21 protein-coding genes are annotated in these 21,516 nt (G+C 50.4%); 10 read left to right on the top strand and 11 right to left on the bottom strand.

Annotated features, from left to right (window positions below; all coding sequences use genetic code 11):
* Positions 1-115 precede the first annotated feature (115 nt).
* The 4 genes from JL719_RS05340 (at position 116) to JL719_RS05355 (ending at position 1,517) form a co-directional block, all read left to right on the top strand.
* The gene (locus JL719_RS05340) at positions 116-541 is read left to right on the top strand and encodes a putative toxin-antitoxin system toxin component, PIN family (RefSeq protein WP_129871352.1); all 426 of its coding nucleotides are present in this window, start codon (positions 116-118) and stop codon (positions 539-541) included.
* Entirely contained in the window at positions 538-756 is a 219-nt protein-coding gene (locus JL719_RS05345) for a ribbon-helix-helix protein, CopG family (protein WP_033157051.1), read from the top strand. The genes JL719_RS05340 and JL719_RS05345 overlap by 4 nt, the downstream gene beginning before the upstream one ends.
* 102 nt (positions 757-858) lie before the next feature.
* On the top strand, positions 859-1,104 hold the full coding sequence (locus JL719_RS05350) for a type II toxin-antitoxin system Phd/YefM family antitoxin (RefSeq protein WP_033157050.1): 246 nt from the start codon (positions 859-861) through the stop codon (positions 1,102-1,104).
* A gap of 5 nt (positions 1,105-1,109) precedes the next feature.
* Positions 1,110-1,517 carry a type II toxin-antitoxin system VapC family toxin gene (locus tag JL719_RS05355; protein WP_225893105.1) on the top strand — a complete coding sequence of 136 codons (408 nt, stop codon included), beginning with the start codon at positions 1,110-1,112 and terminating at the stop codon, positions 1,515-1,517.
* Positions 1,518-1,568: 51 nt separating this feature from the next.
* On the opposite strand, the gene JL719_RS05360 is transcribed toward JL719_RS05355, so the two are convergent.
* The 3 genes from JL719_RS05360 to JL719_RS05370 form a co-directional block, all read right to left on the bottom strand.
* The gene (locus JL719_RS05360; protein WP_033157048.1) at positions 1,569-2,627 is read right to left on the bottom strand and encodes a FecR family protein; all 1,059 of its coding nucleotides are present in this window, start codon (positions 2,625-2,627) and stop codon (positions 1,569-1,571) included.
* A 48-nt stretch (positions 2,628-2,675) separates the two neighbouring features.
* Positions 2,676-3,197 carry an RNA polymerase sigma factor gene (locus tag JL719_RS05365; protein ID WP_033157047.1) on the bottom strand — a complete coding sequence of 174 codons (522 nt, stop codon included), beginning with the start codon at positions 3,195-3,197 and terminating at the stop codon, positions 2,676-2,678.
* Between the two features lie 287 nt (positions 3,198-3,484).
* Positions 3,485-3,994: an RNA polymerase sigma factor gene (locus JL719_RS05370; RefSeq protein ID WP_033157046.1), complete on the bottom strand. Its 510-nt coding sequence runs from the start codon at positions 3,992-3,994 to the stop codon at positions 3,485-3,487.
* Positions 3,995-4,400: 406 nt separating this feature from the next.
* On the opposite strand from JL719_RS05370, the gene JL719_RS05375 reads away from it, so the two are divergent.
* Positions 4,401-4,940, top strand: coding sequence for an REP-associated tyrosine transposase (locus JL719_RS05375; RefSeq protein WP_033157045.1), 540 nt, complete (start codon positions 4,401-4,403; stop codon positions 4,938-4,940).
* A 105-nt stretch (positions 4,941-5,045) separates the two neighbouring features.
* Positions 5,046-5,582, top strand: coding sequence for an REP-associated tyrosine transposase (locus JL719_RS05380; RefSeq protein ID WP_051670082.1), 537 nt, complete (start codon positions 5,046-5,048; stop codon positions 5,580-5,582).
* A 168-nt stretch (positions 5,583-5,750) separates the two neighbouring features.
* Here JL719_RS05380 and JL719_RS05385 read toward each other — a convergent pair whose 3' ends face one another.
* The 5 genes from JL719_RS05385 to JL719_RS05405 all read right to left on the bottom strand — a co-directional run bounded on the left by JL719_RS05385 (position 5,751) and on the right by JL719_RS05405 (position 10,780).
* Positions 5,751-8,198: a TonB-dependent siderophore receptor gene (locus JL719_RS05385; protein WP_033157044.1), complete on the bottom strand. Its 2,448-nt coding sequence runs from the start codon at positions 8,196-8,198 to the stop codon at positions 5,751-5,753.
* A gap of 451 nt (positions 8,199-8,649) precedes the next feature.
* On the bottom strand, positions 8,650-8,925 hold the full coding sequence (locus JL719_RS05390) for a hypothetical protein (RefSeq protein WP_033157043.1): 276 nt from the start codon (positions 8,923-8,925) through the stop codon (positions 8,650-8,652).
* Positions 8,918-9,220, bottom strand: a complete 303-nt coding sequence (locus JL719_RS05395; protein WP_033157042.1) for a BrnT family toxin — start codon at positions 9,218-9,220, stop codon at positions 8,918-8,920. Before JL719_RS05395 ends, JL719_RS05390 begins: the two co-directional genes overlap by 8 nt.
* Positions 9,221-9,298: 78 nt before the next feature.
* Positions 9,299-10,264 (bottom strand): FecR domain-containing protein, encoded by a 966-nt coding sequence (locus JL719_RS05400; protein WP_033157041.1) that lies wholly within the window; start codon positions 10,262-10,264, stop codon positions 9,299-9,301.
* A 6-nt stretch (positions 10,265-10,270) separates the two neighbouring features.
* A complete protein-coding gene (locus JL719_RS05405) occupies positions 10,271-10,780 on the bottom strand; it encodes a sigma-70 family RNA polymerase sigma factor (RefSeq protein WP_033157040.1) in 510 nt (169 codons plus the stop codon).
* Positions 10,781-11,188: 408 nt separating this feature from the next.
* Between JL719_RS05405 and JL719_RS05410 the strand changes: the two genes are divergently transcribed.
* Entirely contained in the window at positions 11,189-12,481 is a 1,293-nt protein-coding gene (locus JL719_RS05410; protein ID WP_033157238.1) for an MFS transporter, read from the top strand.
* 115 nt (positions 12,482-12,596) lie between these two features.
* Here JL719_RS05410 and nhaD read toward each other — a convergent pair whose 3' ends face one another.
* Both nhaD and JL719_RS05420 read right to left on the bottom strand, forming a co-directional pair.
* Positions 12,597-14,039: a sodium:proton antiporter NhaD gene (gene nhaD, locus JL719_RS05415; protein ID WP_051670060.1), complete on the bottom strand. Its 1,443-nt coding sequence runs from the start codon at positions 14,037-14,039 to the stop codon at positions 12,597-12,599.
* 127 nt (positions 14,040-14,166) lie between these two features.
* The gene (locus JL719_RS05420; protein ID WP_051670058.1) at positions 14,167-14,703 is read right to left on the bottom strand and encodes a MarR family winged helix-turn-helix transcriptional regulator; all 537 of its coding nucleotides are present in this window, start codon (positions 14,701-14,703) and stop codon (positions 14,167-14,169) included.
* Between the two features lie 665 nt (positions 14,704-15,368).
* Between JL719_RS05420 and JL719_RS05425 the strand changes: the two genes are divergently transcribed.
* The 3 genes from JL719_RS05425 (at position 15,369) to JL719_RS05435 (ending at position 20,129) form a co-directional block, all read left to right on the top strand.
* Positions 15,369-16,859, top strand: coding sequence for an HAD-IB family phosphatase (locus JL719_RS05425; protein ID WP_051670056.1), 1,491 nt, complete (start codon positions 15,369-15,371; stop codon positions 16,857-16,859).
* Positions 16,860-17,574: 715 nt separating this feature from the next.
* Entirely contained in the window at positions 17,575-18,903 is a 1,329-nt protein-coding gene (clcA, locus tag JL719_RS05430) for a H(+)/Cl(-) exchange transporter ClcA (RefSeq protein WP_051670054.1), read from the top strand.
* Between the two features lie 62 nt (positions 18,904-18,965).
* Positions 18,966-20,129, top strand: coding sequence for a cation:proton antiporter (locus tag JL719_RS05435; protein ID WP_033157039.1), 1,164 nt, complete (start codon positions 18,966-18,968; stop codon positions 20,127-20,129).
* 42 nt (positions 20,130-20,171) lie between these two features.
* Here the strand turns inward: JL719_RS05435 and JL719_RS05440 are convergent, their stop codons facing one another.
* Positions 20,172-21,515 (bottom strand): glycoside hydrolase family 5 protein, encoded by a 1,344-nt coding sequence (locus JL719_RS05440; RefSeq protein ID WP_165385921.1) that lies wholly within the window; start codon positions 21,513-21,515, stop codon positions 20,172-20,174.
* Position 21,516: the final 1 nt, after the last annotated feature.

Raw genomic sequence — 21,516 nt, forward strand, 5'->3', positions numbered from 1 at the left:
GTCGAAAATCTGGTCAGCTTGGGAGAAGGTTTTTGCAAATTTTTTTCGATAGATGCTCTCTAAGGCCTGTGTTAAGATAATTTTGTGTGCATATGTGATGGCAATTTAACGAATCATGAGAGTCGTAATCGATACCAATGTATTGGTAGCAGGGCTGATAGGAAAGACAGGGCCGAATCGGGAAATCTTGCGGCGCTGTCTTGAAGGGGATTTACAGCCCTTTGTTGGCAACGCGCTTTATCTTGAATACCAAGATTTACTCAATCGTGAACATATCCAAGCATTATGCAATCAAACATCGGTTTCTTTGATGGCGTTTCTTGATGGCTTTGCGAGTGTCTGTACCTCTGTGGACGCGCGTTATCTTTGGCGGCCGAATTTGCAGGATGAAGCGGATAATCACCTTATTGAATTGGCTATTGCCGCACGTGCTTCTTACATTATTACCAACAATTTATCTGACTTCGCCAATGCGGAACTTAGGCACATCGGTTTTGAAGTCGTTACACCGCAACAGCTATTGAGGTTATTAGAATCATGACTACCTTATCCATTCGTTTACCTGAAGACATGGCGGAAAGATTGAAAGATATTGCCAAAGTTAGAGGCATTAGCCTTAACAAATTAATGTTTGAGTTTTCCGCACAAGCGCTGGCGGAAGATGAAGCCAGGCAACGGTTTATGGCTGCACAGGTGCGCGGCAATCCGAAACAGGCTTTGAAAATGCTCGATGAATTGGATGCTATGGGGCTTTGATTGATCTTATGTCTAAGCATGTTTTGAAGGCTGTTTAGCGTTTTGACACACCATTTTATAAAGCTCATACTCATAACTGGTATGACTGGACAGGAGAGATAGATGCATACTTGGCAATTACAAGAGGCGAAGAGCCGATTCAGCGAGGTGGTAGAGCTCAGCCTGAAAGAAGGCCCACAACTGGTGACTCGACGCGGTGAAGAGGCTGTTGTCATCTTGGCCGTTGACGATTATCGGCGCTTAAGCGGTCAATTGCCGCGTTTGAAGGACTGCCTGCTCAATGCGCCACGCGGTGAGGCCTTAGTGTTGGAACGATCCACGGAAGTGATTCGGGATCTGGCTTTGTGAAATATATGTTGGATACTTGTGCGCTCTCTGAGCTAGTCAAGAGTAAGCCCGATGCCAAAGTCCTGCAGTGGTTTGAAGCTAGCAAAGCGCACGAGCTTTGTATCAGTGCGATGACTTTGGCTGAATTGCAGCGTGGTGTTAACCGGTTGCCAGAGTCCAAGCGCCAATCTGAGCTTACGCTCTGGCTACAAGAATTGGAGATCGGTTTTGAAGATCGGATTTTGGTATTCGACGCCAGGGTTGCAAAGGTGTGGGCGCAAATGACGGTTGAGGCAGAGACACAAGGGAAATCTCTAGCTGCCTTTGACTCGATCATTGCCGCGACTGCCCGAGCGCATGGCTGTCGATTAGTTACTCGTAATGTTCGAGACTTCAGCAACGCAGGTATTGAAGCGCTTAATCCTTGGCTGTAAACATGATGGGCTGATCAGCCTCTTGGGGCAAGGTGCTGGTTTGTATGCCTGTTAACCTTGGTTCGTCGAAATCATAATCTTGCCGTCTTGCAATTGCTGGGTTTTGATCGGCAATGCGGCTTGTAGGGTGTTGAGTATTTTAGGCAGGTTGTCGATTTCGAAGCTGGCCGATACCCGAATTTGTTTAAGTGCTTCGCCGCTGTATTGGAAGCTTACTTTGTGATAACGCTGTACTTGGCTTAACACGGTTTCCAAAGGCGCCATCTCAAATACCAACCGGCCACTGCGCCAGGCAATGATGTTGGCAGCATTGGTGGCAATCGGCGCATAGACTTGGCTTTGGTCGTCGTAGCTAATTTGCTGGCCTGCTAGCAATGCAGGGGTTTCGTCATTTTTTGGCGTGCTGTTCAGGTGCAGCCAAAATGCTGATCGGCTGATGACATGATCCAGCCAGCGAGCTCCGGTTATTTTGCTGTCCGGAATGATCTGTACTTGACCTTCAGCGACGGTGACTTGCGTTGTGTTGTTTGCAGAATAAACATTAAAGCGCGTGCCAATATCATGAATACGGCCATTGCCGGCTATCACATCGAAAGGCCGGTCTATTTCATGGGCCACACTCACATAAACCTCGCCTTTTTCCAGGCCAATCACCCGGCGGTTGCCGGTCATTTTGACGGACAGTTGGGTATCGGTATTCAGGGTGATTTGCGAGCCATCGGCCAAATCAATCGACTTGCGTTCGCCGACTGCGGTGGCATAGTAATCGGTTAGCCGATAGTCATTTAAACCAAAAGTCGTGGTCAAAACCAGCAAGCCCATCAATCCGGTTGTTTGCACTTTGCGGATGCGTTGTTTACGCTGGATGCGCTTTGCTCGAATTTCCTGTGCCGCTTCCCGAGCCGGAAAGCGGGTGGGTTTTAGTTGATCCAGCTGTTGCCAAAGCTGGAGCGCGCGCTCGTATTCAAAGCGGTTGCTGTCATTTTCTGCCAGCCAAGCTTGTAGCTGCTGTTCTGCAGCCGTCGTCCACTCGTCCGAATGTTGCGTGAACACCCAGAATCCGGCTTGTTCCTGCGGCGTACCGCTGAGTTTGTAAGTTTTGGATTTCATCTGGCCAGTCTTGTTTGCGCTTTACCTAATAAGACAGTTGAGCACTGCTTATCGAGTCAGATTATCACCCAAAAAATCATGCCCCAGATGCTGAATAAGATGTTGCCAGGCTTTGAACACATAGCGTTGCGCCGATTTGCTGGAAATGCCCAGTGCTTCGGCAACCTCTGGGTAACTTAAACCATCCAGTTTGCTTAAGATAAAGGCATGCTGCACGACTTCCGGCAGTTGCAGCAAAACCGATAGAAAACGCTCCAGTTGCTGCTGGATCGCGACCGTCGTTTCCGGCGCAGGCAGTGGGCAAACCAGTTGCTCCAGCTCTACCGGTTCGTCTGGCGTATACCGCAACCTGACCTGTTCGTGATCGTAGGCGTTTTTGCTGAGATTGGCGGCGGTTTTAAACAAATAGGCGCGGTGGTTTTCGATGGCCGTCAGATTGGGATGTTGCATTAATCGTAAAAAAGCTTCCTGGGTAATGTCTTCCGCGATTGTGACATTGCTTTGGCGTTCAGTGAATGCCAGAAGCTCCTTGCCGTGTCTGCGGAATAGTTTGTCCAGTAATGTATTCATGCATTTTTGATCGAGGCAAGCTTAACGCGGTCAATCGGGTTGGTTTTTTGGGTAGAAAACCTGGTAGGGCAGCAAAAAATATTCCATTTAACTGGCTTTGGGTTTTTTCATGGCATGTGTTTTTCATAAAATCTCAATATATTCATTGGGTTAGATTATGGCTAAAACGCTAATCAAGCCGATGTTTTGACAACGCACCCTGTGCTGGTAAGCAATTGTTTAAGAAAAATCGTGGCATATGACTTATTTTCTTGTCGGAGTAAGTGAAATCTCATATCCGATAGATATCAACAATCGTCCAGGCGGGCTTCTGCCAGCAATTTTCCGGTTCGGTACAAGAGGTGTTCGACCTGACGTGTCGAGAGCTTTGATTCGGCGGCAATTTGTGGGTGACGTTTGCCGTCCAAGCGATGCAAGCACAAGATTTGTCGGTTGAGTGTGGGTAAACCGTAAAGCCAACTTTCGATCGCCAACCATCGTTGCTCGCCCTGTACAAAGCGCTCCGGCAGCGGCTTGGGGCACTGCCAGTCTTCATCCAAAGCGCCGCCGTCCCGTGCCTGTTGCCGAGCTTGGCGACGCAAATAATCCAAAGCCAGATTGCCGGCCACCCGGTACAAAAACGCCCGGCAATTGCTGATGGCATCTTGTGCTGAGTATTCGGCGATATGCAAGAAGGTATCCTGCAATAAGTCTGCCGCCGCTTCCCGGCACTGGACCCGCCGCCACAGAAATTGCTGTAGTTCGGTTTGGTGCTGTAAAAACGCGGCAGTTAAGGGTGGGTGTGGTTCGTTCGTCATCTAATATCAAAAAGATTGCCGCTTTTAAGCTGTGCCTCGGCGCCCATGAGTTCCGAACAACTTTGAGTAATTCGTGTTTTGCATCAGCGTATGGAATGCGCGCGGCATTTGGTTTGACCGGGTTTTGGGTTCAATTTGAAAGTGGGCGGAAAATCGCCGAGAGCGTCGGTTGGAGTGAGGCACGAACCCCAACACGACAACCGTTGAGCCACCAGCCAAACCCGAACGCGACACATCACGCCCCATAAAGCCATCAGCAGGCAGCCAAGGCCGAACCGACGACGATTAAAAATACCGTCATCATCAGGCCTGTGTAGCGATGCAGCAAAACCGAAAACGGGCGAATTTTCATCATGACTCCCATGCTATATTTCCAAACATCCCAAACCCCAACCCAACGGCTACCATGCTATACCGACGTCATTTCAGCGAAGGCGGCAGTTATTTTTTTACCGTTAACCTGGCGGAAAGAAAGCGGCACTTATTGGTGGAACACATCGACGCACTCCGCGAAGCCATTCGCATTGTGCGCAGCCGCCATCCATTTCAAATCGACGCCATGGTGGTCATGCCCGATCATTTGCACGCCATATTTACCCTGCCGCCCAATGATTCCGATTACCCGACCCGTTGGATGCTGATCAAAGCCGGTTTTTCCAGACAAATCCCCAAAACAGAACGCATCAACGCTAGCCGCCGTAGCAAAGGCGAGCGCGGCATCTGGCAGCGCCGGTTTTGGGAACACACCATCCAAGACGAAGACGATTTTCGCCACCACATCGATTACATCCATTACAACCCCGTCAAACACGGTTACGTCACCCGCCCAGCCGATTGGTTACATTCCAGCATCCATAAATACATAAACGCCGGCACATTGCCCGCCGAGTGGGGCACCGCCTCCCCCGAAAACAACAAACGGTTTGGGGAGCGTAGGTTGGGGTGAGGCACGAACCCCAACACGACAACCGTTGAGCCACCAGCCAAACATGAAAACGAGACATTGCAGCCAACAAAACAGCTAATGATTTGTAAAGTTCAAACCGGTCAAATGTTGGGGTTCGTTACCTCACCCCAACCTACGCAAGCCCAACTTACCGAGTTGGCGGAAAGAAAACGGTGCTTATTGATTGAACACATTGATGCGCTCCGCGAAGCCATTCGCATTGTGCGCAGCCGCCATCCATTTCAAATTGACGCCATGGTAGTCATGCCCGATCATTTGCACGCCATATTTACCCTGCCGCCCAATGATTCCGATTACCCGACCCGTTGGATGCTGATCAAAGCCGGTTTTTCCAGACAAATCCCCAAAACAGAACGCATCAACGCTAGCCGCCGTAGCAAAGGCGAGCGCGGTATCTGGCAGCGCCGATTTTGGGAACACACCATCCAAGGCGAAGACGATTTTCGCCACCACATCGATTACATCCATTACAACCCCGTCAAACACGGATACGTCACCCGCCCAGCCGATTGGTTACATTCCAGCATCCATAAATACATAAACGCCGGCACATTGCCCGCCGAGTGGGGCACCGCCTCCCCCGAAAACGACAAACGGTTTGGGGAGCGTAGGTTGGGGTGAGGCACGAACCCCAACACGACAACCATAAAACCACCCGCAAACAACCGACAACGCGACATCAAAATTACCGATGATTTGAAGGCCATCAATGTTGGGGTTCGTTACCTCACCCCAACCTACGGTCCTACCGCGCGCGAGTGGTAAACGAGCAAACAGATGATTTTGAAGCTAGTAATCCAATCGTAATGATCCGATAAATGAGATAGGTTCTCCCGGCAAGGCTCCAGTGCTATCCTGCACCCGTGAACCCCGGAAATAATCCTTATCCAATAAATTGTTGACATTGAATTGAGTGGTCAACTTCGAACCGCCGATTTTCCAGTTATAAGACACCATGGCATCCACGCGCACAAAGCCGGGCAATTCATAGGTATTATCATTGTTGCCGGCGCGCTGGCCTTGGGCAAACATACCAGCACCGATTTTAAAGCGCTCGTCAGGATGAAAGGTTAGCCACAAGCTGCCTGAGTGTTCTGGGACATTGGGTAAACGATTCCCTTGTTTGGATGTCATTCCCCAGGGTGCAAAGTCATTGTCTTTAGTAAAGATCGCATCGGTGTAGGCATAAGTGCCGAGCAGGCTCAAGTAATCGGTGAGCTCGCCGGTCAGGTCAAGCTCTATCCCCTGGCTTCTTGCCTCGCCAACAGGAATTCTATAGGGCAGGCCCGGCACGCCGGTCAACATGTTTTCCTTGGTTAAATGGTAGTAGGCGAGATTCGACGACAAACGGCCGTCGAAAAACTCGGTCTTAAATCCAATTTCATATTGAGTGCCAACTTCCGGCTTATTGACCGTTTTGGTGGGGGTTAAGCCGTTATTGGTGCCGATGGATTCCACGTAATTGCCGAACACGGATAGCCATTCCCACGGTTGATAAACGATACCGAATCGGGGATTCAATCGGTTGTCTTCTCTATCATCAATACTGATTGGCTCCGAGCAACAACCGGTACCATAGTCCAGGATGTCGTAACGCGCGCCGACCAAGAAATGCAATTTATCCCATAGGGTGATTTGGTCCTGAGCGTAAACACCATACCATTGATCTTTTTCCTGCCACCAGAAGTCGTTTGGTACGGCGTTGATCGCATTGGCATCCAGCATGTGATTATTAGGATTAAAAATATCCAGCGCCGGTATCACACCATAGGTCCAATGGTTGTCATAGGTATCGGTGGTAAGCTTAAAGTAATCGCCCCCTATCAAGAGCTTATGCTTTAGGCCGAAGGTGTCGAATTCGCCGGAAATATCCAGATTGGTGGCAAAACTTTCCCTGTCTGTTGGCCCCGTCATCAAGGCTCGATTGATCGTTTGCTTGTCGGCATTGATGCTGCCCGCCGGGAAAATCGAGTTGAATTCGTGTGTCCATTCATGCCAATTGAATTTGTGTTCTATCTTCCAGTGGTCATTGAAGCGATGCGAAATGATGGTGGCGATTTGATTGCTATCCATGGAGCTATTGTTAACCGCCGCATCGCCGACAAAAAAACTTTTGGGAACCTGCGCAGGACGGTTGCCGACGGCAGGAATACCAAAATCCATCACATAGTCGTCATGTTGGTGTTCGAGCTGCACCGTCATCTCGGTTTGATCGGAAAGGCGCCAAGTCAAGGATGGGGCGACATAAATCCGCTCGTTCTCGTTGTAATTGCGGAATGAGTTGTTGCTCGAATAGGCAATATTTAAACGGTATAGCAATGATTTATCGTCGTCAATTGGGCCTGTCGCATCTGCCGTTGTGCGATACAAGTCGTAAGAACCGAACTGTTGTTGCAGAGAATAATGCGCTTTATCCAGTGGTTTCTTGGTAACGTAATTAACCAAACCTCCGGGCTGGGTACGACCATAAAGCATGGCCGCTGCTCCTTTCAGTACCTCAACCCGCTCCATGCCAGCAGGCTCGAAGTAGCCCGTGTTTTGCCTGAGACCATCGCGGTAAATGTTCGCCCCTAAACTAAAACCACGAACAATAAAGCCTTGGTACAAATCGCCGAAGTCGAAATTACGCTGTACGCCGCTTACATTTCGAATGACTGCGTCGTCAAATAAGACAATTTGCTGATCATCCATCACAGCTCTAGGTACAACCTTGATAGACATCGGCGTTTCCATGATCGGCGTATCTGTCTTGGTTGCCGTGGATGCGTGAGATCGGTTGTAATCAGGGTTGTAGGGATCGGTTGAATCATAAATCGCCTTCCCCAAAACCGTCACCGCCGGCAAAGTCGATGCCGCATTACTCCCCGAATCCACCACCTTGATAGCCACCGAGTCCTCACCGGTAAAGCTGTACGTCAAACCGCTACCCGCCAGCAGTTTTCTAAAGCCTTCTTCGATGGTGTACTCGCCATCCAGCCCGCTAGTGGTTTTGCCGTCGGTCAACGTGGCTTCCGCTGAAAATAGTAAGCCGGAGCTAGTCGCAAACTGCCTTAAGGCCTGACTCAAGGAGCCGCCGCCAATATGGTAGCTGCGCTTAATGCTGGCGTGGCCGTTACTGCTTTCCGCATGGACGGGAGCGGATACGGTTAATGCGGAGGCCAGTAGAATGCCTTGTATAGCCAGGTGCAGTCGAGAGGGCTGTAAGTCGTGCTTGCTGATGTGAAAGGTCGATGACATCGGTTTTATCTCCTTTAAAAAATGCGGTTGTCATCACCTATGTCAATCGAGACTGAAAAAGCGGAACTGGAAATTGAAAAAATTTGAAATATTTTTTAAGTATTTGTTTTTTGTAAAAAAATTGAGTTTTTGGTGTAAATGCGTAGGGTGGAGTGCGCCTCGAACCCCAACACGACAACCGTTGAGCCACCCGCTAACCATGAAAGCGAGACACCGCGACCCATAAAGCCATCAGCAACCGATAAAAGCTAAACTGATCGAAGGTGTTGGGGTTCGTGCCTCACCCCAACATGCCCTTGAGCCACGCTACGTAAGCTTGATTTGCAGGAGGTGGGGCGATGCTGGGAGCGATTACCGAGACGATAGGATCATTTCGAAATGCGTGACAGGATGATGTAGCTGGCTTATCAGGGAACGGCCAAGTCGATTGAGGAGACGGGAAGTAACTCACTCATGAAACATCAAGATGAATTTTGTTAGACGTATATTGGTGCACCAAAATTTGAATAATATTTTGATACGGCACGCCATTTTCCAGTCCCTTTTTCTTTAACGCATAGAGATCGTTTTCAGAAAGTCTGATGGAAACTGATTTTTTCTTTTCGTGTTTCAAAAAATCTTGCAGTTCTACCAGGCGCTCCTGAATATTGTCTTTACTGCGCCATTCATCGTTTTCAACACTATCGAGAATGTCTTGTTCAAAAGCATCTAAATTTAGCTTAGTCATCATTTGCCGCCTTGTTGTAACGTTTATTTATTTTTCGGGAAGGGATAATCGTCTTTAAAAAAATGCTGTTCTCTTCTTCAACGTAAGGCACGATGTAAACATAATTTATTATGGCGATTAAGATGATAAAAACCGATTGATTGGGATATTTTTCAGAATTTGGATGCGCCAAATCATCGAGTACATGTCCCATTTCAATGGCTAATAAGACATCCTCAAAACCAATCCCTCTTTCCGCTTTTAGCAAAGCGTTTTTTTCAGGAGAGAAATATACTTGTTTTTGCCTGTATGCCATACGATGTATGGTATTTTCTCAAGCAAGGTGCAGTCAACTAATACTCGGTGTATAGCGATGTTAAGTTGTCTGGCGCGCTTAGCGCGGCAGGACTTTAACCCAGAGCGGCAATGGGTTTGTTATCTTGACCGGCAAGTTGGTAGCCAACGAAGCCAGGATTTTGTCGGTATCCTTGAGCGGGAAGGAGCCGATGATGCGCATGTCGGCAATTTCCGGCGCGCAGGTGACGTAGCCTTGCCGGTAACGATTCAGTTGTAGCAGAAACTCGCTGAGTGGGATGTCGTCGGCGACGATGACGCCTTGGGTCCAGGCGGGTTTGTCCAGTTTGCTTGGCTGTATGGGTTCGATGCGATCAGCTACAAACCGGGTATTTTGTCCGGCATGTAGCTGCTGTTTCGGGCTGTTAGGATGGATTGGCTGGATTTCCACGCTGTCGGCAAACACAGCGACCTCGCTGCGGTCGACTTGTTGGCTGACACTAAAACGGGTGCCCAGCGCCCGAACCCGGCCATCCTGGGTATCGACCACAAAAGGTCGCTGCCAACCTGCGTTATCCTTGGCGGTCTCGATATAAATTTCCCCGGAGACCAGTTGCAAGCGCCGCAAATCAGCGCTGAATGCCACGTTCAAGGCGCTGCCGCTGTCCATAGCGACTGTCGAGCCGTCCGCCAAGGTGATTGTTTGGATTTGACCTTGGGCGACATGGTAATCCGCCGTCCAGGCTTGCCAGTAACCTGCACGGGAAAACTGCCAGCTCGCCAAGCCGACGCCGCCGAGCAATACCAAATGTTTGATGGCGCGTCTGCGCTGCAAATCCGGCGCCGTCAGGGCGGCTAACGCGGCTTTGGGTGGCAGCGATTTGAAGCGATCGATATGAAATTCCACTCTGGACCAAGCGGTTTGATGATCGGGATGCGCGACTAACCAGGCTTGCCATTGCGCGGTTTCATTGGCTTGCACTTGTCCGGAGCGGAACAACGCAAACCACTCGGCCGCTTGGGCCAAGATACGTGGGTCGATTTCCGAGTGGCGTGTGTGCTGCATCGGGGTTTAATAGCCGGCGCTCAGGCACTGAAACATGGCTTGTGCCATGTATTTTCTGACCATGCGGTCACTGACGCCTAATTGCCGACCGATTTCGGCATAGGTGAGGTCGTCGAGTTGCGCCAACAAAAAAGCCTTACGCACTTTTGCCGGTAGTTGATTGAGTAGTTCGTCGATTTCCCGCAAGACTTCGAACACGATGGCGCTATCCTCCGCCGAAATGACCCGCTCCTCGGGATAGGCCGCGAGTCTCGCCAGATAAGCCTGTTCGATGCTGTTGCGCCGCCAGTGATTGATCAGCAGGCGTTTGGCGATAGTGGTCAGGTAGGCGCGGGGTTCGTTGAGACTTGGTGTGTCTTTTGCGGCGATGACGCGCAGAAATGTATCTTGGGCATGATCTTCCGCCTGCAGGCGGTCCTGCACCCGTTTTTCCAACCATTGCAGCAGCCAGGGGTGGTGGTCCTGATACAGGCGGGTGAGGTCTTGTTGGCCGTCGTCAATACACTCTGTGCTCATCAATTTAGTTTTACATGCCCAGTTTACAAAAGGTCTTACGCTTTGCCGTTAATGCTTTCGGCCTAGCGGCCCCGCTTTTTTTTGCAAACTCAAAACTAAGCAAGAACTGCTCCGAAGTCGTTAATTTAGGCGGCTTGTCTGTTTAGGGTTTTAAAAAAGTAAATAAAATCATTTTCTTACAGTTGCTCACGCTCATGCGCATGGTCGAGCCGGGGAGTGCGCTGCTTCGAAACCGGATGTCTAAAATGCGTGATTTGGCGTATTTTGTTTGGGAATGCTTGAAATCACCTAAATCCCCCAGGCCCCGCCGTTGAGGTATGGATCGGCCCTGTTACACGCGATCGAAATGGGTGTGGTTCAACGGGGGGCGTAAGTTAAGATGTGCAAAAACTCATCGGCTTAAACGACATGTCTCATTCCAATGACCCGTACTCGGAAACAAGGCGGCTGTTCAATATCTTCAGCGGCTCGGTTGGCAACCTGGTGGAATATTTTGATTGGGCCATTTACGCCGCGTTTGCCTTGTACTTTGCCCCGGCTTTTTTCCCGGAAACCGATCAAACTGCTCAGTTGTTGAACAATGCGGCGATATTTGCGGTGGGCTTTATTTTTCGGCCTTTGGGTGGATGGTTGCTCGGCAGTCTGGCGGACCGTAATGGCCGCAAAAGCGCTTTGCTGCTTTCGGTCAGCTTGATGTGTTTAGGATCGTTAATCATCGCTTGCACGCCGGGCTATGCGGTAATTGGTATGTGGGCGCCGGCCTTGTTATTGTTCGCCCGCATGTTGCAGGGGTTTAGTATCGGCGGCGAATACGGCAGCTCCGCGACATATCTGAGCGAGATGGCTGCACCCCAGCGGCGCGGCTATTACTCCAGTTTTCAATACGTCACTATCGTCTTGGGGCAAATTCTGGCGTTGGGTTTATTGATGTTGCTGCAAAAATGCCTGCTGAGCAGCGCAGAGCTGCATGATTGGGGCTGGCGCATCGGTTTTATCGTCGGCGGCTTGTTGGCGGTGGTGGCGATGGGCTTACGCGGCAATATGGCCGAGACCACGGCTTTTGTCGAACAACAGACTTTTACTGGCCAACGCGCCCAGCTACGGGAACTGCTGAACTATCCCAAACCGGTAATGACGGTGGTGGCTTTGACCGCCGGCGGGACCTTGTCGTATTACACCTTCACCGTCTACATGCAAAAGTATCTGGTCAACACCACCGGCTTTAGTAAGGACGATGCCACCACAATCTGCACGCTGGCCTTGATCGTGTTCATGTTGCTGCAGCCGTTGTTCGGATTAATTTCGGATTACCTCGGCCGCCGTACGATGCTGATTGCCTTTGGCGCCGGTGCAACCCTGTTTACGGCGCCATTGCTTGATCTATTGGGCCACGCGCAAACCATGGCTTCGGCGTTGGGCTGGTATGTTTGTGCATTGCTGATTGTCTCGGGCTATTCGTCAGTTAACGCCATCGTCAAAGCCGAGCTGTTTCCGGTGCATATTCGGGCCTTGGGGGTGGGGTTTCCCTATGCCTTGACCGTAGCGATATTCGGCGGCACTGCCGAGTATCTGGCGCTTTGGCTGAAAAGCCTGGGACACGCGGAATGGTTTGCATACTACGTTAGCGCATGCGCGGCCGTGTCGATGCTGGTGGCCTTTACGATGAAAGAGCCTATGCGGCTGTCTCGCTTGGACGGATAGTTGGGCAAGTTCTTGTCCATTATGGCCACGAATCAGCTAATCGACGCCCAAGCACATGCGGAACTTTAGGTGGATAAGCCTCGTGTATCCAGCATACTTGCCGGATACGCTTCACCTAAAAAAGCGCGGAATTTATTAAAAAGTGCGCAGCCACGCTGCCCAAATACCCTAGGGCAATCACCGGCGTCCATTTTAGATGAGTCATGAAGGTGTAAATGCCCTTGGCTTGGCCCATCAGCGCCACGCCCGCTGCCGAGCCGACCGATAACAAGCTGCCACCAACACCCGCCGTCAACGTTACCAGCAGCCATTGGCCTTCCGACATCTCAGGACGCATGGCTAAAATTGCAAACATTACCGGAATGTTGTCGATCAATGCCGAGATCAGGCCAACTAGGACATTGGCTGGTGTTGCGCCGAGTTCGCCATACAGAAACTCGGATAAATGGCGTAAATAGCCGAGAAAATTCATACCACCCACGCATAACACCACGCCGTAAAAAAACAGCAAGGTGTCCCATTCCATGCGCGCTAAATGATGAAAGACGTCGAAGCGCATACTATCCTCGCCGTCGGCAGTGGGGTTTTCCTCGCCGGACATCGGATCCAAGCCCAACTCCGGTTCGTCGCTGTGAGTAATATGCAGAAAATAGCCGAAAAATTGCAGATAGGTCAGGCCAGCCATCATGCCCACTGCTGCCGGCATATGCAGGCTATTCTGAAAGCCGACTGCCGTGAGAACGGTGAGCAGAAACAACGCTACGATACGCTTGGCGCCGCGACGCGTGACAACCTGGGCATGAAGAGGCGCCGGCAGGGTTTTCGGAATGGCAAAATGCATGATGGCAGCGGGAATCAAGAAGTTAAGCACCGAAGGCACAAACAACTTGAAGAACGCCCAGAAATCGATGATACCTTTTTGCCAGACCATCAAAGTGGTGATGTCGCCGAACGGGCAAAACGCACCGCCGGCATTGGCGGCTACCACCGTGTTGACGCAGGCAATACCGACAAATTTGGGATTGTCCTTGCCAACCGCCATGACGACCGCGCACATCAGCATCGCGGTCGTCATGTTGTTGGACACCGAGGAGATGAAAAACGCCAAGACTCCGGTCACCCAAAACAGTTGGCGATAACTCAAACCTTTGTTAACCAGCCAGGCCCGCAAGCTATCAAAAACCCGTCTTTCTTCCATGGCATTGATGTAAGCAATCGAGACGATCAGGAATAGCAACAATTCACCATAATCCAACACATCGTGCCGAATCGCCGTTTCCGCGACCGGAGACATGCCTTGGTCTTTATAAACTAGGGCAATCGCCACCCAAATCAGAGCCGCAGCCAACATCATCGGTTTGGATTTGCGTAATTCCAAGACTTCTTCCAGCACTACCAGCAGATAAGCGATCGCAAACAGGCCGACACATAGATAACCTACCCAATGTCCGCTCAAGTCCAGGGATTGAGATAAGCTCTCCGCCAGCAATTTGGGCGACGATAACAATAGTCCGGCACCCGTTAAACAACCGAGCAAAATCTTGTTTAATTCTTTCATACGGTCTTCTATTTCAGTTACGCAGCGATTGTCTTCTGAGCCACTGGTTATTCTCGGGTATCAATATTCCGTATTGATGTCACAAAAGCAAACCCTGTTGCTATAGCTGCGGGATAGGTCGAAATGCTCATGCCTTCTTTCTAGGGGAAAGCGGTTTTTTAGGCAGCGCGTTAATCGGCAGCATAGCCGCCTCGTCATCCTTGATTTTCATCTCTTGGACAAGGACATCCAGATTCTTGGCCAGAGACTTGAGAACATTTTCCGGTAAGTCAAATAAGGCATGTTGCAGTATGCCCTGAGGCGGCGTTGGCACTTGGTTTAGTAATTCAATACCCTCCTGTGTCAAAGTCACCGTGACGACCCGCTGGTCCTCACTCACGCGTTCTCGCAGGATCAAACCTTTCTTGGCGAGTTTATCGAGCATATTGCTGGCGGTGGAATGATGAATCGACATCGTTTTAGCCAACTCAGTGACTTTCAATCCAGGCGTTTTTGACAATTCCCAAAGTGCCCACAGTTGCGCGCTGGTGACACCGCAATGCGTTTCGACCCATTGGGAATGTTGTTGGACAGCCTTAAAAATCAGGCGAAACTGTTTCAATACCTCATAAGGCCATTGTTTGGAGTCGTCGGTTTTCCGAGTTTGCAGTGCGGTTTTGTCCATTGCGTTACGATTTATCTTCGGCAAAATTGCCATTAAAAGACATCATTATCCACCAAAGCGTTAATGTGGTCAGGTTGATTCCAGGAGTTTGTGCGTAGTTTGTGGTTACCTGCTAAAACACAATTCATGGAGAAAACAAGGATTCCTAAGTTTGTCTTTATATGTTTACACAAACATTGTTTGCATCAACATTATGCGGTTATTATAATGCCCTCGGCAAGTCTAAGAGCCGATCAACCGTTGTGAAAAGGCTTGATGTGGTTTCAAAAATTTAACCTGAGTTGATCTGTGTCACTTAGCTTGCCAACTAACTTTTTGAGTTGACGCGAAACAGAAAGACAAATGCTGTTTCGCGCTTGCTCAAGTCCCCATGGTTTCCGTAGCAATACTTACAAAGCAGCATAGAATCCGAAACTAGAATGTTTTCAAAAAATCACATGAGACGGCTTATCTACTGGATTTGCCTTGCCTCCCTATTGTCGCTGGCATCCTGTTGCGCTCGACATGATGCGGTCCCTATCGATCAATCTTCGTCGACGACTGCCTAGAGCTCGATAAATTATGCCGATGTCCGGAATGTCACTGTGGCCGCAGGGATAAGCTGAGTAGGGATTGCCTAAAATCGTGGTCTCAACTGCGAGGCCGCAAATGACTAGGAATAACGTATGAAATCGAAATATGGTCACCGGGTATCCGTTAAGAGACAGAAATCCAATCGAATCTATCTCCCCCGCGAAGCGAACGCCTGCGCCACCGTCGTGATACCGGCTTTGAACGAAGCCAAACGCATTCGGGAAGTGGTCGCTTACGCCCTGGCCGATCCGGCAACGGCCGAAGTGATTGTCGTCGACGATAGCTCCATAGACAACACAGCGATATTGGCGCAACAGGCAGGCGCCCAGGTTCTGACCAGCAGTATGCTAGGAAAAGGCGCGTCGATGCGTGACGGTGCGGCGGCAGCCGCTCATGATCTGGTCGTTTACCTGGACGGTGATCTGAGGAATTTGCGTCCCGGTATTGTCACCAGCCTTTGTTTGCCGCTGCTCAATGAAAGCGCGGACTTTGTCAAAGCCCGCTTCGGGCGTGGCGGTGGCCGGGTGACGGAACTCACCGCCAAACCGATGCTAAAGGTCTTTTTTCCCGAACTAGCTTATCTATCCCAACCGCTGGGCGGCATCATCGCTGCGCGCAAATGCCTGCTGCAAACGCTAAGCTTCGAAGATGGTTATGGCGTGGATGCCGGTTTATTGCTTGACGCGCATTTGGCCGGTGCCCATCTGGCAGAAGTCGATATCGGTTCGTTAGAACATGATAGCCAGCCGCTGCAAGACTTATCGCTGATGGCCAATGAAGTCAGCCGCGTCATTTTTAACCGCGCCAAACTGGCGGGACGTCTGCACGTTGAACAGGTGATAGCCATGTATGAGAGCCAACGCCAAGTCGCGGCTAGCATTGACTACGTACTGACCTTGCGCAAGGGTCGGCGCTCCCTGGTCTTGCTGGACATGGACGGCACCATAACGCCCTCGCGCTTTGCGCTGGAACTGGCGCGCAATACCGGAAATGAAACGGCACTGATGCAATTGCTGGATACGCCCCACGACGATGCCATAACCCGTAGCGAGCGGATAGCCGAGTTGTTTCGCTTTGTTCACAAGCAGCAATTCGAACAGGTGGCTCGTACAATGGAAATTCGTCCTGGCGTCATCGAATTCGTCAAGCAGGCAAGGCGAGCCGGTTTCATGGTCGGCATAGTCAGCGACAGCTATTTTGTTGCTGCCGATATCATCAGACGCCGCATATTTGCTGATTTTGCCTTGGCTCATACCTTGACCTTCGAGGGAAGCGTCTGCAATGGGCAACTTCAAATCAATCCGGCTTTCTTGCCTGACGAAAGTGATGCAATGACTTCCATTTGTAAAAGCAATGTTTTGCGTTGCTTCTTGACTGATAAAACACTGCCCCCTGTCGAACTGATCTGGGCGGTCGGCGATAACCTTAATGACCTGGAAATGTTGCGGCTAGCGGACAATGCCTTCGTCATCGATCCGAAGTTGCCCAAACTGCTTGAGGAGCCCGGTATCACACTGATCACTGAGTTCAATGATTTAGTGGAATTGTTAGTCTACGAGGCGTCGGAAAGTATGGAATCCTAATGGTAGCCGAGTTTAGTTGTTTTTAATGGTGTACCTAATATCGCGATTACTCAGCTAGTCCGAACGTCACCAAACCCTTGGTGTTTTTATGAGCCACATGCTTTATGTTGATGTGCTATTTCTTGTCAGTTTGCTATGTATCTTCGGTTGCGAACAGCACAATCCGCAGCCAGTAGCTCAATCTAGTCAATCAAAACGCCTTGCTGACAGTAACAAGCAAACGCACGTACATTGCCCTAAGTCGCATCCCTATACAATCAGCTCCGATAATTCAACCCGAAGTATCCGCGGACATGATTTTGAAACGGACCCGCATAGATTGTCTTGCTCAGACATTTATTATCGCAATCAGGGGCGAGTGGCTCGACACCCTAATACTCTAAAATAGGCGACAAAATATCCTCTTGCGATGTTGTTCTGTCCCCTGGCAACACCATTCACATTAAGCTGTAGAAGACGATAGTCTCCTCAATACACATGATTAGGATAGGTGATTTTTTGCGGCAATATGTTCATGCAAACATTGTTTGCTTCAACATTGAGTCATCACTAAAATGCTAACGGCCTGATCGATTTCTGCTGCTCCTCAATGCATTTAAAAAGACCAGGATTATCTAAAACCCGAGCCGCAACCTAATTCACGGCCATTGGAAATTACTTACTGTGTCGTGAGCCCGATAAACGTAAATTCCCCCACCTGAACCGGAGAAGGTTGTTGAAATGTGACTTATCAGAACACCAGCCGGCGTCAGCGGCGGAGCTTAACCGGCAGCGGAACCGTTTGATACCCCAAGCAATCGTTCTCGGCTTACTGACCGGCGGAACTTCGGTAGCATTTCATTTTGCGATGAATAGCGCCGAAGCATTTCGACATAAATTTTTCGACTTTTCCCATCAGAACAGCCACCTTGGCATGGGCATGGTTCTGGGGTTAGCGCTAGTCACCGTGAGTATCTCAGCCGGAATGGTCAGGCAATTTGCACCCGAGTCAAGCGGCAGCGGCATTCCCCATATTAAGGGGGTATTGATTGGGCACCGGCACTTCCGTTGGGTACGGGTGCTGCTTACCAAGTTCTTCAGTATGGTCATTGGCAGCGTTGGCGGCCTAGTGGTTGGCCGGGCCGGTCCCTGTGTGCACATGGGCAGCTCTATAGGGCAAGGGTTAGCCGATATTTGGCCTAAAGATGGTAAGCACTATCATACGATTTTGATCGCTGCCGGCGGCGGTGCCGGCCTCACGGCGGCATTCAATGCTCCGCTTTCCGGCTTGACCTTTGTACTGGAAGAACTTGAAAGGCGCTGCTCGTCGCTTGAATTCATTACCGCCGCCATTGCCTGTCTGACCGCTGATATGGTTTGCCGCGTAGCACTTGGGCAACAATCAGTCTTCCATTTCGCCCATGTCGCTGCTGCGCCGCTTAGTCAGTTCATTGCCTTCGTAGCTTTGGGCTTGTTATCAGCCCTGTTGGCTGGCTTGTTTACCCATACTTTATTGTGGGGACAGCGCTTGATCCCCCTGGGACCTTGGTCAAGATCGATCTGGTGGCTAATCTTGGCTGGCGGGTTGACTGCCACAGCTTGGTATGCACCGCAGTTATTGGGCGGTGGGCATGATTTCGTGAATGATATTCTCGTCGGTCAAGAACTCACATTGCAGACCATCGGACTGTTATTTATCAGCCGATTCGTGTTGACTATTGGCAGTTCCTGCTCAGGCGCGGCCGGGGGAATTTTTATGCCGATCCTGGTGCTGGGTGCGCTGTTGGGGTGGGGTGTCGGTGTGTCCACCCAACTGGCTTTCCCCTCATTAGATGTAGACCCCAGATTATTTGCCGTAGTCGGTATGGCGGCGTATTTTAGTGGCGTGGTGCAAGCGCCCTTGACCGGCATTGTGTTAATCATCGAGATGACCGGTGATTACGCGTTGATTTTGCCGCTATTCACCGCCTGTTTTACCGCATTGCTAATCGCGAATTGGTTGGGGTGCCCGCCCGTTTATGAAGCGTTGTTGGAAAACGATTTGCGAAAAGAACGGATTCAGTGAATGGTTCATTGAAAACGCTTGATACTCCCCACATTGCCAACCCGCCCCATCAGGAGACAGTTATGGAATCTTACCGAATAGCGCTATTTGTCATTGCTTTGGTGGCGGCTTTCGCGCCTTTGCTCGCCAGATTACCCACTCGCCTGCGTATGCCGGTGGTGGTGGTGGAAATGCTTTTGGGAATGCTGATTGGCCCGCATATTTTCAATTGGGTATCCCCTGACGGTTTAGTGGGCATGTTGGGCGAGCTAGGCCTGACGTTTTTGCTGTTTATGGTGGGCATGGAAATTAATCTCGGCGAAATTCACGGCAAACCCTTAGCGCTGGCGATTGGTGGCTGGTTTCTGTCGTTTACGGTAGCCATGGTGTGCATGTTTTTTGTGCATGCCATCGGCCTGATTCAGGCGCCGCCCTTATTGGCTGCCATCGCCTTGTCGACCACTGCGCTGGGAATATTGGCGCCGATCCTGCGCGACGAGGGCATTTTGAATTCGGACTTTGGCAAGCTGCTTCTCTCGGCTGCGGCGATGGGAGAATTCGGCCCGCTCATGGTTGTCTCCTTACTGATCATCCCGACCCATAGTACCTTTTTGCATACTGTGTTCATCGTGGCCTTCGTGGGGATTACCTTTGTGATTGCGGATACGGCTATCAATGCGCGATCCTCTGCTTTAATCAATCTCCTGGCTCAAACCATGCAAAGCAGTGGCCAATTGCCGGTGAGAATCTGCATTGCGCTCCAAGCGTTATTAGTGGTTTTGGCCGGCGAGTTCGGGCTGAATGTGGTGATCGGAGCCTTCGCGGCCGGCATGGTGGTCAGCCTTGCCAGCCAAGGCGACCATGGCGTGATTCTGCATCAGAAATTGGATGCCATCGGTTATGGCTTCTTAATACCCATCTTCTTCATCGTCTCCGGGATGAAATTTGATGTCAGTGCGCTTTGGGCGAATCCGTTGGTTCCCGTGCAGATTATCTGTTTATTGGGCCTGCTGATCCTGATTCGTGGCGCTCCGATACTGCTTTACCATCAAGTTTTATCAAAAAAAGACAGGCTGCCTTTTGCCCTTTATTCCGCCACCGGCCTGCCCATGATTGTCATCATCACTGAAATTGGGGTCTCGTCCGGCTTGATGTCTCCGGATCGCGCCGCGGTTCTGGTCAGTGCTGCGATGATTTCCGTTATGCTGTTTCCTCTCCTCGCGGAAAGGATAAGAGTGCACTCGTAGGGTGGTATGCAAACACCATCGATAACCCGGCCCGTTTCAAGCTCATTCCGTTACCGCTATATTTAAATTAACGCCGGAAATAATCTCTTGTTCAGCCTGATTTTCTGATTTAGCGGTAACGGTTTGAGTGGGGCGTTTCAGGTTTCGGCCTAAGGTTGCTTTTTGCATGGCCTCGATCACTGTAGGATTGGGCGAAAAATAGTCCGGTGTGTTCCATCGACTCCATTTGTACTTGATCGTGTTGAAATCATCCGTAGCAATATTGGCAACATTGCTATTCTGCTCTGCGGTGTTGTACATGCCCCAATTATTGCGGCCCAACACCTTATACGACCAGGTAGTCCAATGGCTGCCGGACTCTGTAAATTGCTGAAGGCCGTAATTCCAGGATTCGGGATTGCCGAACAACGTGAACTCCCCTATAAAATGCGGTACGTTATATTCCGCACCCCATTTTTTCGCGTCCTGAATCCACCCGTCCACGGCATTCTTCATCACCATGAAGTCTTCATTGTTTTGCCATTGGTAATAGTGCAGAGAATAGACGACGTTCTCCCAGTTTTTTTCTTGAGGATTCGGCAGGGTATTCCACCACCAGATGGCTTCCATAATGATGATATGGTCGGGATCAATTGCCCGGATAGCGTGATACAGGCGATCATATAGATTGACCACCTCAGCCCCCATCGCGCCGGGAAAGGTTTCCGAGGGTTCATTTAGCAGGTCATAACCGGCTACACCCGCATTGTCTTTAAAACGCATGGCAAGGGTTTCCCAAAACTCTACCAGTTGATTCTGATAGAGCGGAGTGGAATAAAGCAGCTTGCCGTTTTGCCGGCCTGAGTGATGGGCTCCGTTTTGTGAACCCGGCGCACCATGCAGATCAAGGATGGTGTACAGCCCATATTCCCGAGCTTTGTTGACGGTCCACTCAATCCTGGATAAATCAATGGCACCGGTATCGTCCAGTCGCCAGTTGCCCCCGTCATCCATATGGTTTAGCGCATAGATGGGCAATCGGATACAGTTGAGACCGGCGGCGGCGATGTTCTTAAAATCGGTTTCCGTGATCCATGAATCCCAATAAGCTTGGTAGAGCTCCCAGACGGCATCCTTACCAAAACGCTTGTTAAGAATATTTCGCGCATCCCATTCATTTGACGCGCCGGCTAATGGCGACATCCAGGGTTCATGCCCCCGCCAGCCACCCAGGTTGGTGCCGTAAAGATGAACCTCCTTACCCATACCATGATTGTCTTTGATAGTCGCGCCATCCACTTTCAGAAAATCTGCAGCGGAACGACATACAGGCGACCATAGCAGCAGCGTGCAGAGTAAGACAGAAATTGTCGGTAAGAGTGGGAGAAAAACAGAGTTCAGTTTCATA

This window comes from Methylomonas sp. LW13 (genome assembly GCF_016865255.1).
Taxonomy (GTDB): Bacteria; Pseudomonadota; Gammaproteobacteria; order Methylococcales; family Methylomonadaceae; genus Methylomonas.

What these genes read in the sequence shown, in the direction of transcription:
- JL719_RS05405 (WP_033157040.1), bottom strand. Translation starts at nt 10,780, where the DNA reads ATGAGCACAGAGTGTATTGACGACGGCCAACAAGACCTCACCCGCCTG.
- JL719_RS05420 (WP_051670058.1), bottom strand. Translation starts at nt 14,703, where the DNA reads ATGGACAAAACCGCACTGCAAACTCGGAAAACCGACGACTCCAAACAA.
- JL719_RS05360 (WP_033157048.1), bottom strand. Translation starts at nt 2,627, where the DNA reads ATGAAATCCAAAACTTACAAACTCAGCGGTACGCCGCAGGAACAAGCC.
- JL719_RS05375 (WP_033157045.1), top strand. Translation starts at nt 4,401, where the DNA reads ATGCTATACCGACGTCATTTCAGCGAAGGCGGCAGTTATTTTTTTACC.
- JL719_RS05355 (WP_225893105.1), top strand. Translation starts at nt 1,110, where the DNA reads ATGTTGGATACTTGTGCGCTCTCTGAGCTAGTCAAGAGTAAGCCCGAT.
- JL719_RS05340 (WP_129871352.1), top strand. Translation starts at nt 116, where the DNA reads ATGAGAGTCGTAATCGATACCAATGTATTGGTAGCAGGGCTGATAGGA.
- JL719_RS05425 (WP_051670056.1), top strand. Translation starts at nt 15,369, where the DNA reads ATGAAATCGAAATATGGTCACCGGGTATCCGTTAAGAGACAGAAATCC.
- JL719_RS05435 (WP_033157039.1), top strand. Translation starts at nt 18,966, where the DNA reads ATGGAATCTTACCGAATAGCGCTATTTGTCATTGCTTTGGTGGCGGCT.
- JL719_RS05400 (WP_033157041.1), bottom strand. Translation starts at nt 10,264, where the DNA reads ATGCAGCACACACGCCACTCGGAAATCGACCCACGTATCTTGGCCCAA.
- nhaD (WP_051670060.1), bottom strand. Translation starts at nt 14,039, where the DNA reads ATGAAAGAATTAAACAAGATTTTGCTCGGTTGTTTAACGGGTGCCGGA.
- JL719_RS05365 (WP_033157047.1), bottom strand. Translation starts at nt 3,197, where the DNA reads ATGAATACATTACTGGACAAACTATTCCGCAGACACGGCAAGGAGCTT.
- JL719_RS05385 (WP_033157044.1), bottom strand. Translation starts at nt 8,198, where the DNA reads ATGTCATCGACCTTTCACATCAGCAAGCACGACTTACAGCCCTCTCGA.
- JL719_RS05350 (WP_033157050.1), top strand. Translation starts at nt 859, where the DNA reads ATGCATACTTGGCAATTACAAGAGGCGAAGAGCCGATTCAGCGAGGTG.
- JL719_RS05380 (WP_051670082.1), top strand. Translation starts at nt 5,046, where the DNA reads ATGTTGGGGTTCGTTACCTCACCCCAACCTACGCAAGCCCAACTTACC.
- JL719_RS05390 (WP_033157043.1), bottom strand. Translation starts at nt 8,925, where the DNA reads ATGACTAAGCTAAATTTAGATGCTTTTGAACAAGACATTCTCGATAGT.
- JL719_RS05410 (WP_033157238.1), top strand. Translation starts at nt 11,189, where the DNA reads ATGTCTCATTCCAATGACCCGTACTCGGAAACAAGGCGGCTGTTCAAT.
- JL719_RS05395 (WP_033157042.1), bottom strand. Translation starts at nt 9,220, where the DNA reads ATGGCATACAGGCAAAAACAAGTATATTTCTCTCCTGAAAAAAACGCT.
- JL719_RS05370 (WP_033157046.1), bottom strand. Translation starts at nt 3,994, where the DNA reads ATGACGAACGAACCACACCCACCCTTAACTGCCGCGTTTTTACAGCAC.
- JL719_RS05345 (WP_033157051.1), top strand. Translation starts at nt 538, where the DNA reads ATGACTACCTTATCCATTCGTTTACCTGAAGACATGGCGGAAAGATTG.
- JL719_RS05440 (WP_165385921.1), bottom strand. Translation starts at nt 21,515, where the DNA reads ATGAAACTGAACTCTGTTTTTCTCCCACTCTTACCGACAATTTCTGTC.